The sequence below is a fragment of the uncultured Cedecea sp. genome (assembly GCF_947498825.1).
In the GTDB taxonomy this organism is placed as follows: domain Bacteria; phylum Pseudomonadota; class Gammaproteobacteria; order Enterobacterales; family Enterobacteriaceae; genus JGM124.
Map to the genome: position 1 here is coordinate 16,662 of NZ_CANMLV010000006.1, position 17,871 is coordinate 34,532.

Here is a 17,871-nt window from a genome sequence, read left to right on the forward strand (position 1 = left end):
CGGAGATAACAGAGGGGGATAGCATGAGCTATAAAAAAACGATGGATTAATGACCAGAGAAGAAGTGAAGTTCATAACAGTAATGTAGAAATGTAATGAAAGGTAAAAAAAAACCGGATGTAAACATCCGGCATTAAAAAACGTAAAATGACATTCAGATTCGAATGACGATAATAAATAAAATTAATGATGATAGCGGGATCAATTTTAGGTGTTAGTAAGACAAAATGATTGTCATTCAGTGCTAAATTTCACTTTATTTTCATCTCTTTGATAAATAATGGTTTTATGTTTTTTTGATTATTAGTGCTAATATTATTCCTTAAGTAAGAATTTAAAAAGTTCCCTCTCATTAACTTTTTGTTACATCTATATTGATAAATGAAACATATATTTATTTTTAGTATCATAAAGCCATTGGATTATTTCCTTTTTGTTTCGGACAATGTGTGTGCCTGATGGTTAATACGTTGATCATTGGCAGTGGTAAATAAAAAGGCATATAACAATAGAGGGTCATAATATGAAACTTAAAGCTCTATCCCTGCTGATTCCAGCATTACTGGTAGCTGGCGCAGCTCAGGCTGCTGAAATTTACAACAAAGATGGCAACAAATTAGATCTGTATGGCAAAGTCGATGGCCTGCATTATTTCTCTAAAAATAAAGCAGAAGACGGCGATAAAACTTATGTCCGTATGGGCCTGAAAGGTGAAACTCAGATTCAAAACGATCTGATTGGTTATGGTCAGTGGGAATATGAAGTTAAGGGCAACACCGCTGAAGATTCATCTAAAAACTCTACTCGTCTGGCGTTTGCTGGCCTGAAATTTGGCGACGCGGGTTCTTTCGACTATGGTCGTAACTACGGTGTTGTTTATGATGTTACTTCATGGACTGACGTTCTGCCTGAGTTCGGTGCTGACACCTATGGCGCAGACAACTTCATGCAGTCTCGTGCGGGCGGTGTAGCAACTTATCGTAACACTGACTTCTTTGGTCTGGTTGATGGCCTGTCATTTGCGCTTCAGTACCAGGGCAAAAACAGCGATGGTTCAGAAGGTGGTAACCGCAATAGCCCATTAAACGCAAATGGTGACGGTTTCGGCGGTGCTTTGACCTATGAACTGGGTGACGGTATCAGCATTGGTTCTGCTATTTCTAGCTCTAAACGTACTGGCAGCCAGAACGATTTGGACTACGGCAGAGGTAAAGATGCAACTACCTATACTGGTGGTATGAAATTTGATGCGAACGACATCTATCTTGCTGCCCAGTACACTCAGACCTATAACGCAACCCGTTTTGGTAGCGATTCAAACATCGCTGGTTTCGCGAACAAAGCGCAGAATATCGAGTTAGTTGCACAGTACCAGTTTGATTTCGGTCTGCGTCCATCCCTGGCTTACCTGCAATCTAAAGGTAAGAGCATCAACAGTAACTATGGTGGCCAGAACTATGGCAATCAAGACCTGGTTAAATATATTGATGTTGGCGCAACTTACTACTTCAACAAAAACATGTCTACCTACGTTGACTATAAAATTAACCTGCTGGACAGCAATGAATTCACCAGAGCTGCCGGTATCAACACCGACAACGTTGTTGCTTTAGGTATGGTTTACCAGTTCTAATTTAACGTGCAGTGAAGAGGATATTTTTCCTCTTTGTCAGCCCAAAAAGGCCGCAACGGTAACGTTGTGGCCTTTTTATCTTCTTTCAGAAGCGAGCCAGATTCCCTTCTTTCAAAAGCAAACGCGGCAAGCAATCCAGCTACCATCCCAATGGTAAGATATTACTGACGCTATCCAGTTGCCAAAATTAAAGCCTGTCCGGACAAAGGTTCACCAGGAGCTTATCGGCAACGAATCCAGAATCACCCGCAACGATCAACATTCAGCCCAAGGGCATAACAGAATTAATGGCGGCGGGGAGCAGTCACCAGCTAAGTAAGTGCAATCTATCATTAAGGAGTGTAATGGTACATTGGTGAACGGTGGTATTGCAGAACAGAATGGAATTTGCGCATTTCTGTAATTAAAATAAGAAGATATACCTACAGATAAGGAGACTTTGAAGGCAAAGTGACCATTATTGCCGCCAGTCAGTCACGTTGCTCTCACGGGTTAGTACTATCTCTTACTGAGATTTTTTGTTGCTATTGCTTTCTGTTATCAATCTGTTTTGTATTCTTCTTATATCATATCCTGATATTCCTTAATAATGAGATATTTCCCCATGAATTTGTTTTTTTCTCGCCATAGCTGGCTTATGGTCTTATTTTTTCTCTTGGTGGGTTGTGATAACCAAGGAAAGGCTGTATCGCGTGGGCTGGTCCTTGAAGGGAAGACTATGGGAACTTATTGGCGAGTGAGTTTGGCGGGGGTCGATAGTTCGCAAGAGCAAGGTTTGCGCGAGAAAATTCAGTCCCAGCTGGATGCAGATGACAGATTAATGTCGACCTGGAAACAGGATTCCGCACTATCTCGTTTTAATCAGTTTAACAGCACAGCGCCTTACCCTGTCAGCGAAGCGATGAGTGATATTATTACTATGGCATTGCGTATTGGCGAAAAAACAGAGGGTGCCATGGATATTACAGTGGGGCCTCTGGTCAATTTATGGGGATTTGGTCCTCAGAAATCGCCTGAAAAAACACCTGATGAGGCAGAAATTGCGGCGGCAAAAGCATTAACTGGCTTAGAGCATCTTCAAGTTATTAATACTTCAGATAAACAATGGCTACAGAAGGATTTACCTGGTTTGTCGGTTGATCTTTCAACCATCGGCGAAGGTTACGCGGCAGACCATCTTGCGCGTTTAATAGAACAAAATGGTATCGCTCGTTATCTGGTTTCGGTCGGAGGAACAGTGGTTGCCAGAGGCATGAACAGCGAAGGAAAACCCTGGCGAGTTGCGATTCAGAAACCAACCGACAGAGAAAGTGCAATGCAGGCATTGGTGGATATTAACGGTCACGCGATCAGTACTTCAGGTAGCTATCTGAATTACTATGAACTGGATGGTAAACGGATCTCTCATATCATCAGTCCACAAACGGGAAGACCTATAGAGCATAATTTAGTCTCTGTTTCAGTAATTGCTCCAACCGCAATGGAAGCAGATGGCTGGGATACGGGATTAATGGTTCTGGGAACAGAAAAAGCAAAACAAGTGGCGGAGAAAGAGGGCTTGGCAGTTTATCTGATAACCAAAGGAAGTCAGGGTTTTGAAACCTGGATGTCTCCGCAGTTTAAAACTTTTTTGCTGAATGAGTATAACTGAGACATTACATTTCTGTTTTTTTGCATTAATACATCATGATGCGAGACCGTCAACATTACGGTCTCATCTTGCTTAAACCCGCTAAAGCGAATAAAAATGAGAATTATTCTTGAAGTGAGGAGCAGGCTGTTTAAACTGCAGGCTGTGTTACTTTAGATGATTGAACTATGGAACTTTTACGTGTGGTATACCGGCAGTATCGCTGGCCTTTTTTGATAGTCTTGTTACTTAGCCTTATTAGTGCAGCACTGGGCATCGGTCTGATTGCTTTCATCAGCAAACGCCTGATTGAAACTCCGGATCTTTCGTTATCCGTACTGCCTGAATTTCTCGGTTTACTGTTGCTGTTAATGGCCGTGACGCTTGCCTCTCAACTGGCGTTAACGACACTTGGCCACTATTTCGTCTATCGCCTGCGCAGTGAATTCATTAAACGGATTATGGATACCCACGTCGAACGGGTAGAACGTCTTGGTAGCGCTACTTTGTTAGCCGGTTTAACCAGTGATATTCGCAATATCACCATTGCTTTCGTACGTTTACCTGAATTAGTTCAGGGGATTATTTTAACGATTGGCTCAGTTATCTATCTGGGCTTATTGTCACCGAAAATGCTTTCTGTCACTGCAGTTTGGGTAATTATTACTATTCTCGGCGGCTACGTACTGGTATCACGCGTCTATAAACACCTTGCTGTTTTACGTGAAGTTGAAGATAAACTCTATAATGACTACCAAACTGTCATTGAAGGGCGTAAAGAACTGATGCTAAACCAGGAACGTGCAGAATGGATTTATCATCAAACTTATACCCCCCATGCTGCAAAGTACCGTCGCCATATTATTCGTGCAGACACCTTCCATTTAAGTGCGGTGAATTGGTCAAATATTATGATGCTGGGTGCCATCGGCCTGGTGTTTTGGATGGCAAACAGTCTTGGTTGGTCAGACAGCACTGTTGCGGCGACGTTTGCCCTGACGTTACTTTTTCTACGTACTCCGTTACTTTCGGCGGTCGGCGCTTTACCAACCTTATTAACCGCTCAGGTTGCTTTTAATAAGTTGAATACCTTTAAACTGGCACCTTTCGATCCCGCATTCCCTCGTCCAGCAGAAGCCGCATTGTGGCAGACCCTTGAGCTGCGAGATCTGGTATTTCAGTATGAAGATAATAATTTCAGCGTTGGACCGATAAATCTTACGATTAAACGCGGTGAACTGCTGTTTTTAATCGGGGGTAACGGTAGCGGTAAGTCGACCCTTGCGATGCTCTTAACCGGACTGTATCAACCCGTATCGGGAGATATATATCTTGATGGTAAACGAGTATCGGCTGAAAACATTCAGGAATATCGCAAGCTATTCTCAGCAGTTTTCACGGATGTTTGGTTATTCGATAAACTACTGGGGCCGCAGGGTAAAGAAGCTTCTCCTGAACGGGTTGCTGACTGGTTAGCTTATCTAAAAATGACCGATAAGCTGGAACTGGAAAACGGTAAAATACTCAATCTGAAACTTTCAAAAGGTCAGCGTAAGCGCGTTGCTTTACTTCTGGCACTGGCAGAAGAACGTGAAATTATTTTGCTGGATGAATGGGCAGCGGATCAAGATCCTCATTTCCGCCGTGAATTTTATCAGATACTGCTGCCGTTAATGCAGCAACGTGGCAAAACGATTTTTGCTATTAGTCATGATGACCATTATTTTAGCCATGCTGATCGTTTACTGGAAATGCGTCAGGGAGAACTTAGTGAGTTAACGGGGCTCGAACGGGAACAAGCCTCCCGGGATGCCGTTGCCCGTACTGATGTCTAAATTATCCTGAATGACCTCGACTAATTTCAAGGTGCTGAGCCAGTCCTTCTGATAAATGCAACGATTCATCAGGATTGGCCGGTGCCGGGAATTATGCCAGCGGGCTCCCGGTAGCATTCGTGTCTGCGACGCACTATCATCATAAACAGACTGCATAATTATTGATGAGAGCGGTAGTGTTATACTGCTGATAAACGTTATTCTTATGTCGCTTCAATAACCTGGTGAGCATATTCGGCAAAATAGCGTCAGCAGGTGCATGAGTGCATTCTGGATATTTTGCCCGCGTGATGTCGGTGTGACGGCAGCCGTTTCAATTATTTAGGGTGTATACTAGACAGAGGCTCATTATTTAATTTAAATCTCCATCCGATAAACCAGAGCTTCGCGCCAGGGAATCGCTTATTTATGACTGTCTTACGGAAATACAGTACGAAACAACGCGATATGGATCGCGCACGTATTCTTCATATCTTGCTACTGAATAAAACGGTTGCCACGGCCATTCTGGCGAAAGAGCCATTTGCAGAAGAACCCGGCGTTGAGCAAGATATTGCCGAAGTAATTAAGCTCGTTACCCGCTTGTCAGCGCCTGACTTAGCGGATGTGCTGGAAGCATTACCAACTGAAGAACGTCTTGCACTCTGGAGCCTGGTCGGTGAAGAAAGACGCGGTAGCGTACTGGTCAAAGCATCAGAAACCGTATGGTCTGACTTGATTGAAGATATGAGCGACAAAGCGTTGCTTAATGCTTTGCGGCCACTTGATTTTGACGACCAGATTTACCTCGCGCAGTATCTGCCTCGTGATCTGATGGGGCGTTTTTTACCGACCTTACCTCAGAGTGCCCGGGCGCAAGTACGTAAAATCCTCCACTATGATAAGCATAGCGTCGGCGCTATCATGGATTTCGAGGTTATCACTGTTCGGGCTGATATTACCCTGGAAGTGGTCCAACGCTATTTGCGTATTCGTGGAAAAGTCCCACAAAATACGGATAAATTATTTGTCACGCAACGGGACAATACGCTGATCGGTGAGTTGAAACTGACCACTATCCTGCTTCATCCTCCGCAAACTCTGGTCCAAAAAGTAATGGACGAGAACCCTGCATGTTTTGCCCCTGAGGATAATGACGAACAGGTTGCTCGTGATTTTGAACGTGATGATCTCATCAGTGCCGCAGTCATCGATAGCGGTGGCAAGCTGATGGGGCGTCTGACCGTTGATGAGATAGTTGACTTAGTGTACGAAGAAACCGATACCGACCTGCGTCGGATGGGGGGCCTGAGTGCTGAAGAAGATGTCTTTGCCCCGGTCAGTAAGGCGGTACGCACCCGCTGGGCCTGGCTTGCTATTAACCTGTGTACCGCGTTTATTGCTTCCAGGGTTATCGACCTGTTTGAACATACTATTTCTGAGCTGGTGGCCCTGGCATCCTTGATGCCGATTGTCGCCGGAATTGGCGGTAATACAGGGAATCAGACCATCACTATGATTGTGCGAGCTTTGGCGTTACAGCATATTCAGGCTGGCAATATCTCGTTTTTGATGATGCGTGAATTAGGCGTGGCGGTGATTAACGGTCTGGTCTGGGGTGGGGTGATGGGGGGCGTTACCTGGCTGTTGTATGACGATGTCGCCATGGGCGCGGTGATGACTCTGGCCATGATTCTCAACCTGTTACTTGCAGCGCTGATGGGGGTCGTTATTCCAATGACGATGGCAAAACTCGGTCGAGATCCGGCAGTTGGCTCAAGCGTAATGATTACGGCTATTACTGATACTGGCGGATTCTTTATCTTCCTTGGTTTAGCCACTGTATTCCTGCTTTGAAATCAACCTCTTTCCTGCCCGTAGCCGGGCAGGGAGCCCGTTCTTTCAGCCTGATTTGGGCCACCGTGTGATATTTATTGCAAAAAAAATCCCGCACAATGGCGGGAGAAAGGATATCAGGGCATAACCAATGAGGGTATATATAAGTAAGACCGAGTTGAAGCAGTAAAGTTCACTGTATACATAATAATTCCACTATATTTTTTACTTTGCAGAGGCCCTGACATGCTATCAACCGTTCTCATTGTTCTGGTCGCCGCTATTCATGTCTGTATTCTGATACTGGAAATGTTTCTCTGGGATACCCGCATTGGCCGTAAAGCATTTAATCTGACGGCTGATTTTTCTCGTGCGACAAAAACGCTGGCGGGCAATCAGGGCCTTTATAACGGCTTCTTGGCGGCAGGGTTACTTTATGGAATTTGGGCAGGTGAAAGTGGGCTTGAGTTTAAGATATTCTTTTTGGTCTGTGTCATTATTGCCGGAATCTATGGGGCGATAACCGCGAGTAAAAAGATATTTTATGTACAGGCACTACCGGCATTACTGGCACTTATCACTCTGTTTTTTCATTGATTTATTCCGGGTTTCAGCCATACCGGAACCACCAGTACAGCACAGAAACTGCCAATATATTCAATATTACGCTTATCATAAAATACTTTTTAAAAGGCTGTTTCTGCGTTTTATGCCGAAACAGTTTTTGACCAAAAACTGCACCGGGCCAGCCACCGACAAAACCAAACAGTAACAAAACAGATTCAGGTACTCTGCGCCAGGACTTTCGGGCCGCGTATTTATCGGCACCATAAATGGCAAACGTCAGCAGATTCACGAGACATAACCAAGTCATCTGTGGCTCAGGTTGAGACAGGCTTGCAGCAGCGGAGAGTATCAACAGCAAGTAACAAAAACGTTCAAGATTCATGCTATCAATACCACTGAACATCAGTTTAAAAAGAGATTAATAATAACCGATACTTATTGCTGTTTCATCGCTGTTAAATAAAGATCTTTCTGAATAAACCGCACTCTCATCAGACGCATTTTTGCAATATTGCTCCTGTAAACCTCGGCGATAGTGACCGGACATGTACACCGTCCCGTAGTGGGAATCTTTTGTGATATCCCTGCCTGTGTCTGCGGATCAATTTGTCCTGCTACTGCTTTGTGGTTTGCGACAAAAACGGTCTCTTCTGGCAATGATCCTGCATCGTTAATGACCCATCATTTTATGAATAACGCTTTGGTTAGCCACCATGTATCGGTTTAAACGAACACACCAGACCGCAGCACAGGAACTGTGAGTGTTCTGATTCAGGATTTTCTGCAACTGCGGGAAAAAGTGATAGCGTAAGAAGATGTCAGGCAGTTATGGCTTCACAATATTATTACCATGTTATTTATGACCCGGTTTTAACCGACTATCAAATTGGAATGGAATAGTCTCTGCTTTCCTGGATATCTCGTAGAAATCCGGATGTTCAGGGTTTAACAGGTAGTTATATTCCACGGGGGACAGGGCACTGGGGACGCGTAATGCTATCGCTCCCCGGGTAAAGGACCAGGCATCGCCGTATTCAGCTAACTGTACCGGAGCCTCTTCATCAGCCCAGTTATCGGGGAGTTCGTCCATATCAGCGCTCTGGATCTGGTTATCGGGCACGGCGATACGTAATAACGTAAAGTACTCCATGATTTGTGTCGAATGAAGGTGTACCAATGTTTCCAGCATCGTCAGTGAGGCGGTTTCGGATGCGTAAACCATTGAGATTCCAACACTGTTCCAGCGCCCCCCGGCCTCTTTTGCGCCGTATCCCGTCCAGGCCGTAGAAAGATACTTGGTCTTTATCAGCCGGTAGAGGATCAAGAGTACACCCCATGCTCCAGGCGAGTTATCAATTTCATGACTTCGTAAGCCCCGGTTTCAGATGCCATCAGCTCTGCGGGAACTTTCCAGCTTAAGGCGCGGTTTGCTTCATTTAGCCACTTCTGAGCTTCTTCCTTGTTACCTTCGAACAGCTCTACAGCCCTGTCAATAACGCGAATAATGCGTACCAGCCGTTCACTTTGCTCGGCACTGAATCGGGATTTTAAGCTGCGGCTGAAAGTGGTTGAAGGAATGCCGGACATTTTGCGCAAATCGCTTTGTGTTATTTGCGCCCAGTCGACAATAAGATTCGCCACCTTGCCATCAAGGCCTTCGTTAATTTGTCCCAGTAACGCTATACCATCTGAGGTGTTTAAACCGGCTGCTTGCCATAAGCGAGGCTGTCTGCTCGGCGTTGTTGACAGGCTGAATGTTTTCATACTTACCTCCATTTGGTTGTTTTATTATATCCATATGGTTGCCGCGGTGCAAACTCCACAAAAAAACCCGCAAACTCAAAGAGTCTGCGGGTTTTTTTGTGGGATTCAGTAGGTAACTGGTACATACCGAATATCGATTTGGTCGGCACGGAGAGATTTGAACTCTCGACCCTCGCCACCCCATGACGATGCGCTACCAGGCTGCGCTACGCGCCGATACTTAAACTTATACTACCGTTTTTACTATTGATTGCAAGACACAAATTGACTAACTGATTCATAAATAACCAATTAGTTAGAGATAAAACGTTTTTCATCAATCAGTACTTGCAGCAGTAGTCCCAGCAAAGGTTTGGTCTCTTTCATTTGCTCACCTTGCAGGTCATACATGCGGTAGCTGCCATTATTATTCAGAACCAGAGTCATCTCCGCGGTAGTGACGGCAAGGGTGCTATTATTGGCTGCAATCAACCAGTTATTCTTGCGGGTTGCAGCAAACAAATCCTCACCTTGCGAATACTCGTTGGTTGGCGTACGTACATTTAACAAACGTTGCATCAAAGTTGTCATAATATCCTGATGCTCAGTCAGTTTATTGATTCGCTGGGCTGGTGTACCCGGCCAGTGAATCACTAATGGTACCTGAATATTTGCGCGTGACCACGGGAAGCGGTTTTCTGCCTCAGTGAGAGGAATTCCGTGTCCGGCAGTAATAATGACGACGGTGTTTTGTAGTTTTCCGCTGGCCTTCAGAGTATCCAGAACACGCTTAATCTGTTCATCTACGCTGGCGGCGGCCTGATGATAATGCGAGACAAACTGCTGCTTTTCTGTGTTCTGATCAATATTCAGACCATTAAAGGAAATCCATGAAAACCAATGGTTCTCTTTGTTGGTCGATCCATTTAACCAGTTACTCCACTGCGTGACCGTCAGGCTATCTGACTGATGTTTCGCAGGTGGCAGAGAAAAATCTGATAACAATGCCTGGCGATAAACTGGGGAGCTAAAACCATCAGAGGCGAAAAGGCCTAATTGATAACCTTTCTGGTTCAGTCCGGTAATCAGTGCAGCAGGAACACGAGCGGCTATCACTCCGTCCATATAAGTCGGTGAGATACCATAGAACAAACCGAATATCCCAGCATCGGTGTGATTACCTGAACTCATATGTTGCTGGAAACTGATGTTGTTGGTGGCAAATTCACGCAGGGCAGGCATATCTTGCTGAGCACTTTGCGCGTTAAGCCCATCAACGGTTATCAACAGAATGTTTTTTGTCGCTGCTTCATCACGGAACTGCAGCGGACTTAATGGGTACTGCACTGAAAGTGCCGTCGGATCGCCTTGTTCTATCAGCCGCTGCTGATACTCCTGAGCATCCAGCAGACCATGTTTTTCCAGAAAACGACGCGCGGTCATCGGATAAGAGAGCGGAAGATTGGCCCTCTGCATAGTAATAGGTCGATAGAAATTTGCATCGGCCCAAATATACATCAGATGACTGGCGAAAAAAGAGACAATAAACAGTGCGACGACCGGTCGGGCATACTTGCGACGGCGTCCCAGGCTACGTAATTTATGCCAGCTCCAGGTCGCAAAAAGCATTTCCAGCAGCAAGATTACGGGAAGACTGATAAACATCAGCTGCCAGTCTCGCGCCACCTCGCCGTGATCGGGATTAACTACAACGTCCCAGACAATACGATTAAGGTGGAGGTGGAAACGGGTAAAAACTTCACTATCAATCAGCAGTGCTGTCATGCCTACGGCAGCAACGACGGCAGAGATAAACCGCAGCAGTCGTTGTGACATCACGACAAATGTCAGAGGAAAGATAATCAACAGATAGGTCGCAAAGACCACAAAACTAAAGTGACCAATAATGCTCAGATAAGAGTAAACACGCCCGGTAAGCGTAGACGGCCAGTCAGCCACGAATAAATAGCGGCTGCCGAGCAAGATGGCCAGTAAGATATTAAACAGGGCAAACCAGTGGCCCCAGCTTATCATCTGGGAAACTTTTTCACGGTAGCGCTGACGGTTGGTCACCATAACTTATTGATATCTTTTCTTAGTGTGCTTTTTCATCTCTCACAGAGGCCTGTAGTGCTTCTGCAAAAGAGCGAGCTAATGATACACGTTGTGCTGACGGGACACGGGTGTTCAGTAAGTGCGTTATCATATTCCCCAGCACCATCAGTGACAGATCGGTAGGGGCTTTGTGCTTTTCCAGCACGGCTGCAAGTTCAGCTAACATGACTTCGATTTCTTCGTCATTATAACGGGATGTTTGTGGCATAAATTTAAAATCATTCGTATACGAGAAATGGGGGGGATATCTTACCGTAGCAAGGACTTTTTTACTGCTTTTTTATCTACACTTGCTTAGCGACACTGGCAATGTTTGAATAACGCCCAGTCTTAGAGGAGAGTTTATCATGAGTCTGGATATCAACCAGATTGCCCTGCATCAATTGATTAAGCGCGATGAACAGACACTTGATGTCGTTTTACGCGACTCATTGCTGGTCAATAATAGCACTGTCGAAGAAATGATGGCTGAGCTGCATCGTGTCTACAGTGCCAAAAATAAAGCTTACGGGCTGTTTAATGAAGAAAGTGAATTAGCCGAGGCATTATCCCACCAACGTAAGGGGGATGAGGATTTTCTCGCTTTTACTCGCGCAGCAACAGGTCGTCTGCGTGATGAGTTAGCCAAGTATCCCTTTGCCGAAGGCGGAATTGTCCTGTTCTGTCACTATCGCTATTTGGCGGTCGAGTATTTATTGGTCGCAGTGCTGAATAATTTGAGCAGTCAGCGTGTGAATGAAGAGCTGGATATCAGCGCAACCCATTATCTGGATATTAATCATGCTGATATTGTGGCGCGCATTGACTTGACAGAATGGGAAACGAATCCGGGATCCAGCCGTTATTTAACCTTCCTGAAAGGGCGGATTGGACGTAAGGTTTCTGATTTCTTTATGGATTTCCTGGGAGCCAGCGAAGGGCTGAATGCTAAGGCACAAAATAAAGGTTTGCTGCAAGCGGTGGATGATTTTACCCATGAGGCACAACTTGATAAAAATACCCGTCAAAGTGCCCGTCAGCAGGTCTATGACTACTGTAAAGAGCAGTTAGATGCCGGGGAAGAAATAGAGCTGGCTTCGCTGTCTGAAAGTTTGCCTTGGGCTGTGGACGATAAAAGTTTCCAGGCATTTACGGCAGAAAAAGGTTACGAGCTTGAAGATAGTTTCCCGGCAGATCGCAGTACTTTGCGTCAGCTTACTAAATTTGCAGGTAGCGGTGGTGGCTTGACGATTAATTTTGATGCCATGCTGATGGATGAGCGAATTTTCTGGGACCCGGTGACAGATACCTTAACCATTAAAGGCACTCCACCTAATTTGCGCGATCAGCTTTCACGTCGGCTGTCGGGCAAGTAGACAGAAGCGGGGGAAGCTCCGCTTAAATGATAAGTTTAAAAAAATGCGCTGTTTTTATTTCAGAGAGCCCTGGTAGAAAGTCATCGAAGACAGGCTATACGGAAGTTGACCATCGGGAAGGCAGATACAGCAACGGGCACAATATAAGATTTAGAGATAAACAATAAATCAAACAGTTGTGCCCGTTTAACTCACCCGTAACGCGCCCTGAAAATTCAGTCCGCGTGATGGGTTATCAACTCAACGCGAAATTAAGCGCGAACGAAGTCGATGTGAGCCAGTTTTGGCTTGAACGGGTGACGCTGAACAGCCTGAACTTTAACTTTAACTTCTTTACCGTCGATAGACAGGGTCAGAACTTCGTCGTAAAAACCAGGTTTAGCTTGTTGGTTCATTACTGCGTCGTGATCCAGCTCGATGGAGATTGCAGCTTCATTTCCGCCATAAACGATAGCAGGGAATTTGTTAGCTACACGCAGGCGGCGGCTCGCACCCTTGCCCTGCTCTTTACGTACTTCAGCATTGATAGTAAACATTGAATGTTTCTCTTTAAATAATCCTGTTACAGGCGACCCAGCAACAGGTAAGTTTTCTGCTTTGCGGATGCAAAAGCGGGCGAGATTATAGCCATAACTGACGCATCGGGCAATGAAAACTACAGTTAACCGCGTAATTCATTCGCCCGGCGATAGCGCCCCTGGTAATCGAACACTTTTTCGCGAACATTCCAGAACTGACCATTTTTTCTCGCGACAACAAAATCCGGATGACGGAACAGGGCCTGCTGCGCGACCAGATCCTCTGCCGAGCTGAATTTAAGTGGAATACCGGGCGCGAGCAGGTGTGGGCGAACAAAGAGAAATTCAAAGGCCGTCTTTTGAGCCGGGGTTTGTAGCCGGAATCGCTCGCTGACATCCGTGCCGTCTTCATCATAATAAGTGACGCGTAACCACTCACCCTTGGCATCATGCCCTTGTTGCAAAGTCATTCCACTACAGCGTAATACCAGCGCATCTTTTAGCCTTAATGCTGCTTTCAGCATATCATCAGGATCAACCAGCACATGATCACATTGATGGCAGCGTCGCGCTGCGATGTCATTTTCGGCATTACAGTTAGGGCAGCTTTTAAATCTGAACCGGTAGTCGCATTGTTCACGTAAACCATCATCATCCTCAAACCATCCCTGACAGCGGCGACCGAAGTGTTCCAGAATCGTGCCATCGGACGTTTTTTTTCCCCAGAAGAGATTGGCGAAACCGCAAGAGGGACAAAACACCTGTACTGGCTGATTGTCACTTTTTTGTTTTGCGCCTCCCACTTCAGGCATAAACAGGTCGTGAGGGTTACCAGCATAATCCAGAATCAGGCAATCTTTTTTCCCGGGAGCCAGACGTAAACCGCGGCCGACAATTTGTTGATACAGACTGACTGACTCAGTGGGACGCAGAATCGCTATTAAATCAACATGCGGGGCATCGAATCCGGTCGTGAGAACGGAAACATTCACCAGGTAGCGATATTCCTGTTGTTTAAAACGTGCGATCAGCGCATCTCGCTCGGGGCCTGGCGTGTCTGCTGTAATTAACGCTGCCTGATGTAGCGGAAGCAGATTGGTGATTTCTTTGGCATGTTCCACGGTCGACGCGAAAATCATCACTCCACGTCGCTGTTCGGCAAAACTGACGATTTGGCTGATAATATGAGGTGTGATACGTTTTTGTTGGGCAAGTTCCCGATTCAGATCCGTTTCACTAAACAGTCCGTCGTTTTGTGCCTGTAATCGACTAAAATCGTATTGTACCACCGGCATATCGAGACGTTCAGGCGGTGTCAGGTAGCCATTTTTAATCATGTAACGCAGCGGTAACTCATAGATGCAGTCACGAAACAAGGCCTGCTCATCACCGCGAACCATACCGTGATAATGATAGTGATAAATCCATCCTTTCCCCAACCGGTAAGGGGTGGCGGTAAGGCCAAGAAGGCGAATTTCAGGGTTACTGGCCCGAAGATGAGACAGAATTTGCTGATACTGACTTTCTTCTTTATCACCGATGCGGTGGCATTCATCGACAATCAGCAGTGAAAACGTTCCGGTAAAATATTCCAGGTTACGTGCCACGGACTGCACGCTACCGAAGACGACTTTGCCCTGTGACTCTTTTCGATGCAGACCCGCTGCAAAAATATCGGCTTCCAGCCCTAACGCCATGTATTTAGCATGATTCTGCGCAACCAGTTCTTTTACATGAGCAAGAACCAGCACTCGGCCTCGAGCCAGGCGAGCCAGCTCGGCAATAACCAGGCTTTTACCCGCACCAGTGGGCAGGACAATCACAGCAGGATCACGGTGTTTACGAAAATAACGGAGCGTCGCATCTACCGCTTCTTGTTGGTAAGGACGTAGAGTAAAAGACATTGTGGCCCGGAAAATAACAAATATCAGACATGATTATGCCATGGATCGCGCTTTTACCTTGAGAGAGTTTTTGATGTCGTTATACTGACCCAAACTCGTTATCAGACAAACTAATTTTTATCTGACATCCGGTCTCCTCCTCCGAGTGTCAGTCAGTCTTTTTTAAACAGGCAATAGCGCAATGCGACTCGATAAATTTATTTCTCAACAGCTTGGCACCAGCCGGGCTATCTCTGGCCGAATCATTCGTGCGAATCGTGTGACAATAGATGAAGAGGTAGTACGCGATGCCTCTTTTAAATTACAGCCAGAGCATCAGGTGACTTTTGACGGTAATCCGCTGGTTCAGCACCATGGCCCGCGTTATTTTATGCTGAATAAACCACAAGGATATGTCTGTTCAACTGAAGACCCCGATCACCCGACGGTCCTCTATTTTCTTGATGAGCCATCAGCGCATAAATTACATGCAGCAGGGCGTCTGGATATCGATACCACCGGATTGGTGTTGATGACAGACGATGGCCAATGGTCGCATCGTATTACCTCGCCGCGTTATGAATGTGAAAAAACCTACTATGTGACGCTGGATGCACCGGTTGCCGATGATACGGCAGAACGCTTTGCCGTCGGGATCCAACTGCACAATGAAGATAACTTAACTAAACCTGCACAGCTTGAAGTCGTGACGCCTACCGAAGTTCGTTTGACTATCAGTGAAGGACGCTATCACCAGGTTAAACGTATGTTTGCCGCAGTAGGTAACCATGTTGTTGGATTACATCGGGAGCGCATTGGCGGAATTCAGCTTGATCCGGAACTGGGTGAGGGTGAATACCGTCAGCTAACCGAACAAGAAATTGCCAGTGTTGGTGCACGTTAATATTTTGGAGTGACTTTTGAGTCGTAAACAAAACTCGTCTGTAGGTATTGTCATTATTCTTGGCCTGTTGGCCATGCTGATGCCGTTATCTATTGATATGTATTTGCCTGCATTACCGATGATAGCGAAGCAGTTTGATGTCTCTGCAGGTAGTGTTCAGATGACATTGAGCATGTACATTTTAGGGTTTGCGGTAGGGCAATTATTTTATGGTCCGATGGCCGATAGTCTCGGACGTAAGCCTGTCGTGCTCGGTGGAACACTCATCTTTGCCTTGGCAGCCATAGCTTGCGCACTGGCGCAAAGTATCGACCAGCTGATCATCATGCGTTTTTTACATGGTCTGGCAGCGGCAGCAGCGAGTGTTGTTATTAATGCTCTGATGCGTGATATTTATCCGAAAGAAGAATTTTCCCGCATGATGTCTTTTGTCATGTTGATAACCACTATTGCTCCGTTACTTGCACCTATCGTTGGTGGTGCTGTGATGGTGTGGTTTAGCTGGCATTCTATTTTCTGGATCCTGGCCGCTGCGGCATTACTTGCATCAGCGATGATTTTTTTCTTTATTCATGAAACCTTGTCGCCTGAGTTCCGACAACCTTTTCGTTTACGTACCACTCTGGGTAACTTCGCAACACTGTTTCGCCATAAACGCGTACTTAGCTATATGCTCGCCAGCGGTTTTAGTTTCGCGGGGATGTTTTCGTTCCTGAGCGCAGGGCCTTTTGTTTACATTGAACTCAACCATGTATCACCCCAGGATTTTGGTTACTACTTCGCGCTAAACATCGTTTTTCTTTTTGTTATGACGATGATTAATAGCAGATTTGTTCGTCGCTTTGGCGCTATTAATATGTTCAAACTGGGCCTCTATATTCAGTTTGTTATGTCGATATGGTTGGTGGTTAGCTATCAGTTCAATTTCGGCTTCTGGGCTTTGGTACTGGGCATTGCCGTGTTTGTCGGTTGTGTATCTATGATTTCGTCTAATGCGATGGCGGTTATTCTTGATGAGTTTCCTCATATTGCAGGTACAGCGTCTTCCCTTGCAGGAACCTTTCGGTTTGGTATTGGCGCTTTGACGGGCGCATTGCTTGCCATCGCCAGTTTTAATACGGCATGGCCGATGATTGGTGCCATTGCCCTGTGTTCCAGCTGTTCATTATTATTTTATCGCTATGCCAGCCGTAAGGCTCATTAACAATACAAGGTATTCCTTTCGTGAATGCCTTTTCAAATCCTTCCTCAATAACCTGACTCCCGGTGATAATTGATTCATTTCAGGGTGATAACAGGCCATATCCAGAATACCAATGACAAAAAATGCGTAGTGATACACAAAAATGAATCAATCGCTTTGAATTTTTTTTAATAATATTAATTGTTTTTGACTTATCAGGCCGCAATTTGGCAACATTGTGTTAACCTATACGCAAACTACAAGAGAAGTGTTATTGATTGGGCCAGGCAGGGAAATGAGCTTGAATATATTACAACAGTCCATTGTTCACCGTTTACCTCAAAGTTATTGCTGGAGAACGGGATTTAAGGGTTCCTGTGTCGAACCCAGTGTGGCTAATGATAAAAACCTTGAAAATCAGTTGATTGGGCTAAAGTTGCTTGGTTATGAAGGCGAGAAAATTGTTATCATTATGGAAGCGCTGAGCCAGGCACTCAGTGATATCGACGTCGTGAGTTCGGTAGTTGAGTATGAAGGCGAGTTGTGTTTATTTGTTAACCAGAATGATGAACTGGCCGCTACCTGTCGCCTTAAAAACTGCGGTGTAGCTATCGCGGAGCTTATGACCACGCGATCGCTGTATTAATCACGCACTATCCCTTACGCTTTCCGGATGTTTTAACGACAAGG

16 protein-coding genes and 1 tRNA gene are annotated in these 17,871 nt (G+C 45.6%); 9 read left to right on the forward strand and 8 right to left on the reverse strand.

Annotated elements, in window-relative coordinates; translation table 11 throughout:
• Window positions 1–523 precede the first annotated feature (523 nt).
• The 5 genes from ompC to Q1A40_RS08595 all read left to right on the forward strand — a co-directional run bounded on the left by ompC (window position 524) and on the right by Q1A40_RS08595 (window position 7,510).
• The gene (ompC, locus tag Q1A40_RS08575; RefSeq protein WP_299999270.1) at window positions 524–1,633 is read left to right on the forward strand and encodes a porin OmpC; all 1,110 of its coding nucleotides are present in this window, start codon (window positions 524–526) and stop codon (window positions 1,631–1,633) included.
• Window positions 1,634–2,237: 604 nt separating this feature from the next.
• A complete protein-coding gene (apbE, locus tag Q1A40_RS08580; RefSeq protein ID WP_299999272.1) occupies window positions 2,238–3,284 on the forward strand; it encodes an FAD:protein FMN transferase ApbE in 1,047 nt (348 codons plus the stop codon).
• A 167-nt stretch (window positions 3,285–3,451) separates the two neighbouring features.
• Window positions 3,452–5,098 carry a multidrug ABC transporter permease/ATP-binding protein gene (locus Q1A40_RS08585; RefSeq protein ID WP_299999273.1) on the forward strand — a complete coding sequence of 549 codons (1,647 nt, stop codon included), beginning with the start codon at window positions 3,452–3,454 and terminating at the stop codon, window positions 5,096–5,098.
• Window positions 5,099–5,506: 408 nt separating this feature from the next.
• Window positions 5,507–6,934, forward strand: a complete 1,428-nt coding sequence (gene mgtE, locus Q1A40_RS08590) for a magnesium transporter (RefSeq protein WP_299999275.1) — start codon at window positions 5,507–5,509, stop codon at window positions 6,932–6,934.
• A 225-nt stretch (window positions 6,935–7,159) separates the two neighbouring features.
• Window positions 7,160–7,510 carry a DUF1304 domain-containing protein gene (locus Q1A40_RS08595; RefSeq protein WP_299999277.1) on the forward strand — a complete coding sequence of 117 codons (351 nt, stop codon included), beginning with the start codon at window positions 7,160–7,162 and terminating at the stop codon, window positions 7,508–7,510.
• Between the two features lie 13 nt (window positions 7,511–7,523).
• On the opposite strand, the gene Q1A40_RS08600 is transcribed toward Q1A40_RS08595, so the two are convergent.
• From Q1A40_RS08600 to Q1A40_RS08625, 6 genes are all read right to left on the reverse strand, one after another.
• Window positions 7,524–7,862, reverse strand: coding sequence for a DUF1294 domain-containing protein (locus tag Q1A40_RS08600; protein WP_299999279.1), 339 nt, complete (start codon window positions 7,860–7,862; stop codon window positions 7,524–7,526).
• Between the two features lie 471 nt (window positions 7,863–8,333).
• Window positions 8,334–8,804 carry an RES family NAD+ phosphorylase gene (locus tag Q1A40_RS08605; RefSeq protein ID WP_299999281.1) on the reverse strand — a complete coding sequence of 157 codons (471 nt, stop codon included), beginning with the start codon at window positions 8,802–8,804 and terminating at the stop codon, window positions 8,334–8,336.
• Entirely contained in the window at window positions 8,801–9,244 is a 444-nt protein-coding gene (locus Q1A40_RS08610; protein WP_299999283.1) for an antitoxin Xre/MbcA/ParS toxin-binding domain-containing protein, read from the reverse strand. The genes Q1A40_RS08605 and Q1A40_RS08610 overlap by 4 nt, the downstream gene beginning before the upstream one ends.
• 139 nt (window positions 9,245–9,383) lie before the next feature.
• Window positions 9,384–9,460, reverse strand: a tRNA-Pro gene (locus Q1A40_RS08615).
• Window positions 9,461–9,535: 75 nt separating this feature from the next.
• Complete coding sequence (gene yejM / locus Q1A40_RS08620; RefSeq protein WP_299999284.1) at window positions 9,536–11,299, reverse strand: LPS biosynthesis-modulating metalloenzyme YejM; 1,764 nt, start codon at window positions 11,297–11,299, stop codon at window positions 9,536–9,538.
• A gap of 19 nt (window positions 11,300–11,318) precedes the next feature.
• Window positions 11,319–11,546 carry a YejL family protein gene (locus tag Q1A40_RS08625; RefSeq protein WP_299999285.1) on the reverse strand — a complete coding sequence of 76 codons (228 nt, stop codon included), beginning with the start codon at window positions 11,544–11,546 and terminating at the stop codon, window positions 11,319–11,321.
• 139 nt (window positions 11,547–11,685) lie between these two features.
• On the opposite strand from Q1A40_RS08625, the gene yejK reads away from it, so the two are divergent.
• On the forward strand, window positions 11,686–12,693 hold the full coding sequence (yejK, locus tag Q1A40_RS08630; RefSeq protein ID WP_299999286.1) for a nucleoid-associated protein YejK: 1,008 nt from the start codon (window positions 11,686–11,688) through the stop codon (window positions 12,691–12,693).
• 251 nt (window positions 12,694–12,944) lie between these two features.
• On the opposite strand, the gene rplY is transcribed toward yejK, so the two are convergent.
• Complete coding sequence (rplY, locus tag Q1A40_RS08635; protein WP_259049145.1) at window positions 12,945–13,229, reverse strand: 50S ribosomal protein L25; 285 nt, start codon at window positions 13,227–13,229, stop codon at window positions 12,945–12,947.
• A 125-nt stretch (window positions 13,230–13,354) separates the two neighbouring features.
• Entirely contained in the window at window positions 13,355–15,115 is a 1,761-nt protein-coding gene (locus Q1A40_RS08640; protein WP_299999289.1) for a DEAD/DEAH box helicase family protein, read from the reverse strand.
• 181 nt (window positions 15,116–15,296) lie between these two features.
• Here Q1A40_RS08640 and rsuA point away from each other — a divergent pair, with 181 nt between their 5' ends.
• The 3 genes from rsuA to Q1A40_RS08655 all read left to right on the forward strand — a co-directional run bounded on the left by rsuA (window position 15,297) and on the right by Q1A40_RS08655 (window position 17,827).
• The gene (gene rsuA, locus Q1A40_RS08645) at window positions 15,297–15,998 is read left to right on the forward strand and encodes a 16S rRNA pseudouridine(516) synthase RsuA (protein ID WP_299999290.1); all 702 of its coding nucleotides are present in this window, start codon (window positions 15,297–15,299) and stop codon (window positions 15,996–15,998) included.
• A 16-nt stretch (window positions 15,999–16,014) separates the two neighbouring features.
• Entirely contained in the window at window positions 16,015–17,202 is a 1,188-nt protein-coding gene (locus tag Q1A40_RS08650; protein ID WP_299999291.1) for a Bcr/CflA family multidrug efflux MFS transporter, read from the forward strand.
• A 280-nt stretch (window positions 17,203–17,482) separates the two neighbouring features.
• Window positions 17,483–17,827 carry a hypothetical protein gene (locus Q1A40_RS08655; RefSeq protein ID WP_299999589.1) on the forward strand — a complete coding sequence of 115 codons (345 nt, stop codon included), beginning with the start codon at window positions 17,483–17,485 and terminating at the stop codon, window positions 17,825–17,827.
• Window positions 17,828–17,871: the final 44 nt, after the last annotated feature.

Bases quoted from the DNA above. Each gene is read 5' to 3' on its own strand.
- ompC (WP_299999270.1), top strand. From the start codon at position 524: ATGAAACTTAAAGCTCTATCCCTGCTGATTCCAGCATTACTGGTAGCT.
- apbE (WP_299999272.1), top strand. From the start codon at position 2,238: ATGAATTTGTTTTTTTCTCGCCATAGCTGGCTTATGGTCTTATTTTTT.
- Q1A40_RS08585 (WP_299999273.1), top strand. From the start codon at position 3,452: ATGGAACTTTTACGTGTGGTATACCGGCAGTATCGCTGGCCTTTTTTG.
- mgtE (WP_299999275.1), top strand. From the start codon at position 5,507: ATGACTGTCTTACGGAAATACAGTACGAAACAACGCGATATGGATCGC.
- Q1A40_RS08595 (WP_299999277.1), top strand. From the start codon at position 7,160: ATGCTATCAACCGTTCTCATTGTTCTGGTCGCCGCTATTCATGTCTGT.
- Q1A40_RS08600 (WP_299999279.1), bottom strand. From the start codon at position 7,862: ATGAATCTTGAACGTTTTTGTTACTTGCTGTTGATACTCTCCGCTGCT.
- Q1A40_RS08610 (WP_299999283.1), bottom strand. From the start codon at position 9,244: ATGAAAACATTCAGCCTGTCAACAACGCCGAGCAGACAGCCTCGCTTA.
- yejM (WP_299999284.1), bottom strand. From the start codon at position 11,299: ATGGTGACCAACCGTCAGCGCTACCGTGAAAAAGTTTCCCAGATGATA.
- Q1A40_RS08625 (WP_299999285.1), bottom strand. From the start codon at position 11,546: ATGCCACAAACATCCCGTTATAATGACGAAGAAATCGAAGTCATGTTA.
- yejK (WP_299999286.1), top strand. From the start codon at position 11,686: ATGAGTCTGGATATCAACCAGATTGCCCTGCATCAATTGATTAAGCGC.
- rplY (WP_259049145.1), bottom strand. From the start codon at position 13,229: ATGTTTACTATCAATGCTGAAGTACGTAAAGAGCAGGGCAAGGGTGCG.
- Q1A40_RS08640 (WP_299999289.1), bottom strand. From the start codon at position 15,115: ATGTCTTTTACTCTACGTCCTTACCAACAAGAAGCGGTAGATGCGACG.
- rsuA (WP_299999290.1), top strand. From the start codon at position 15,297: ATGCGACTCGATAAATTTATTTCTCAACAGCTTGGCACCAGCCGGGCT.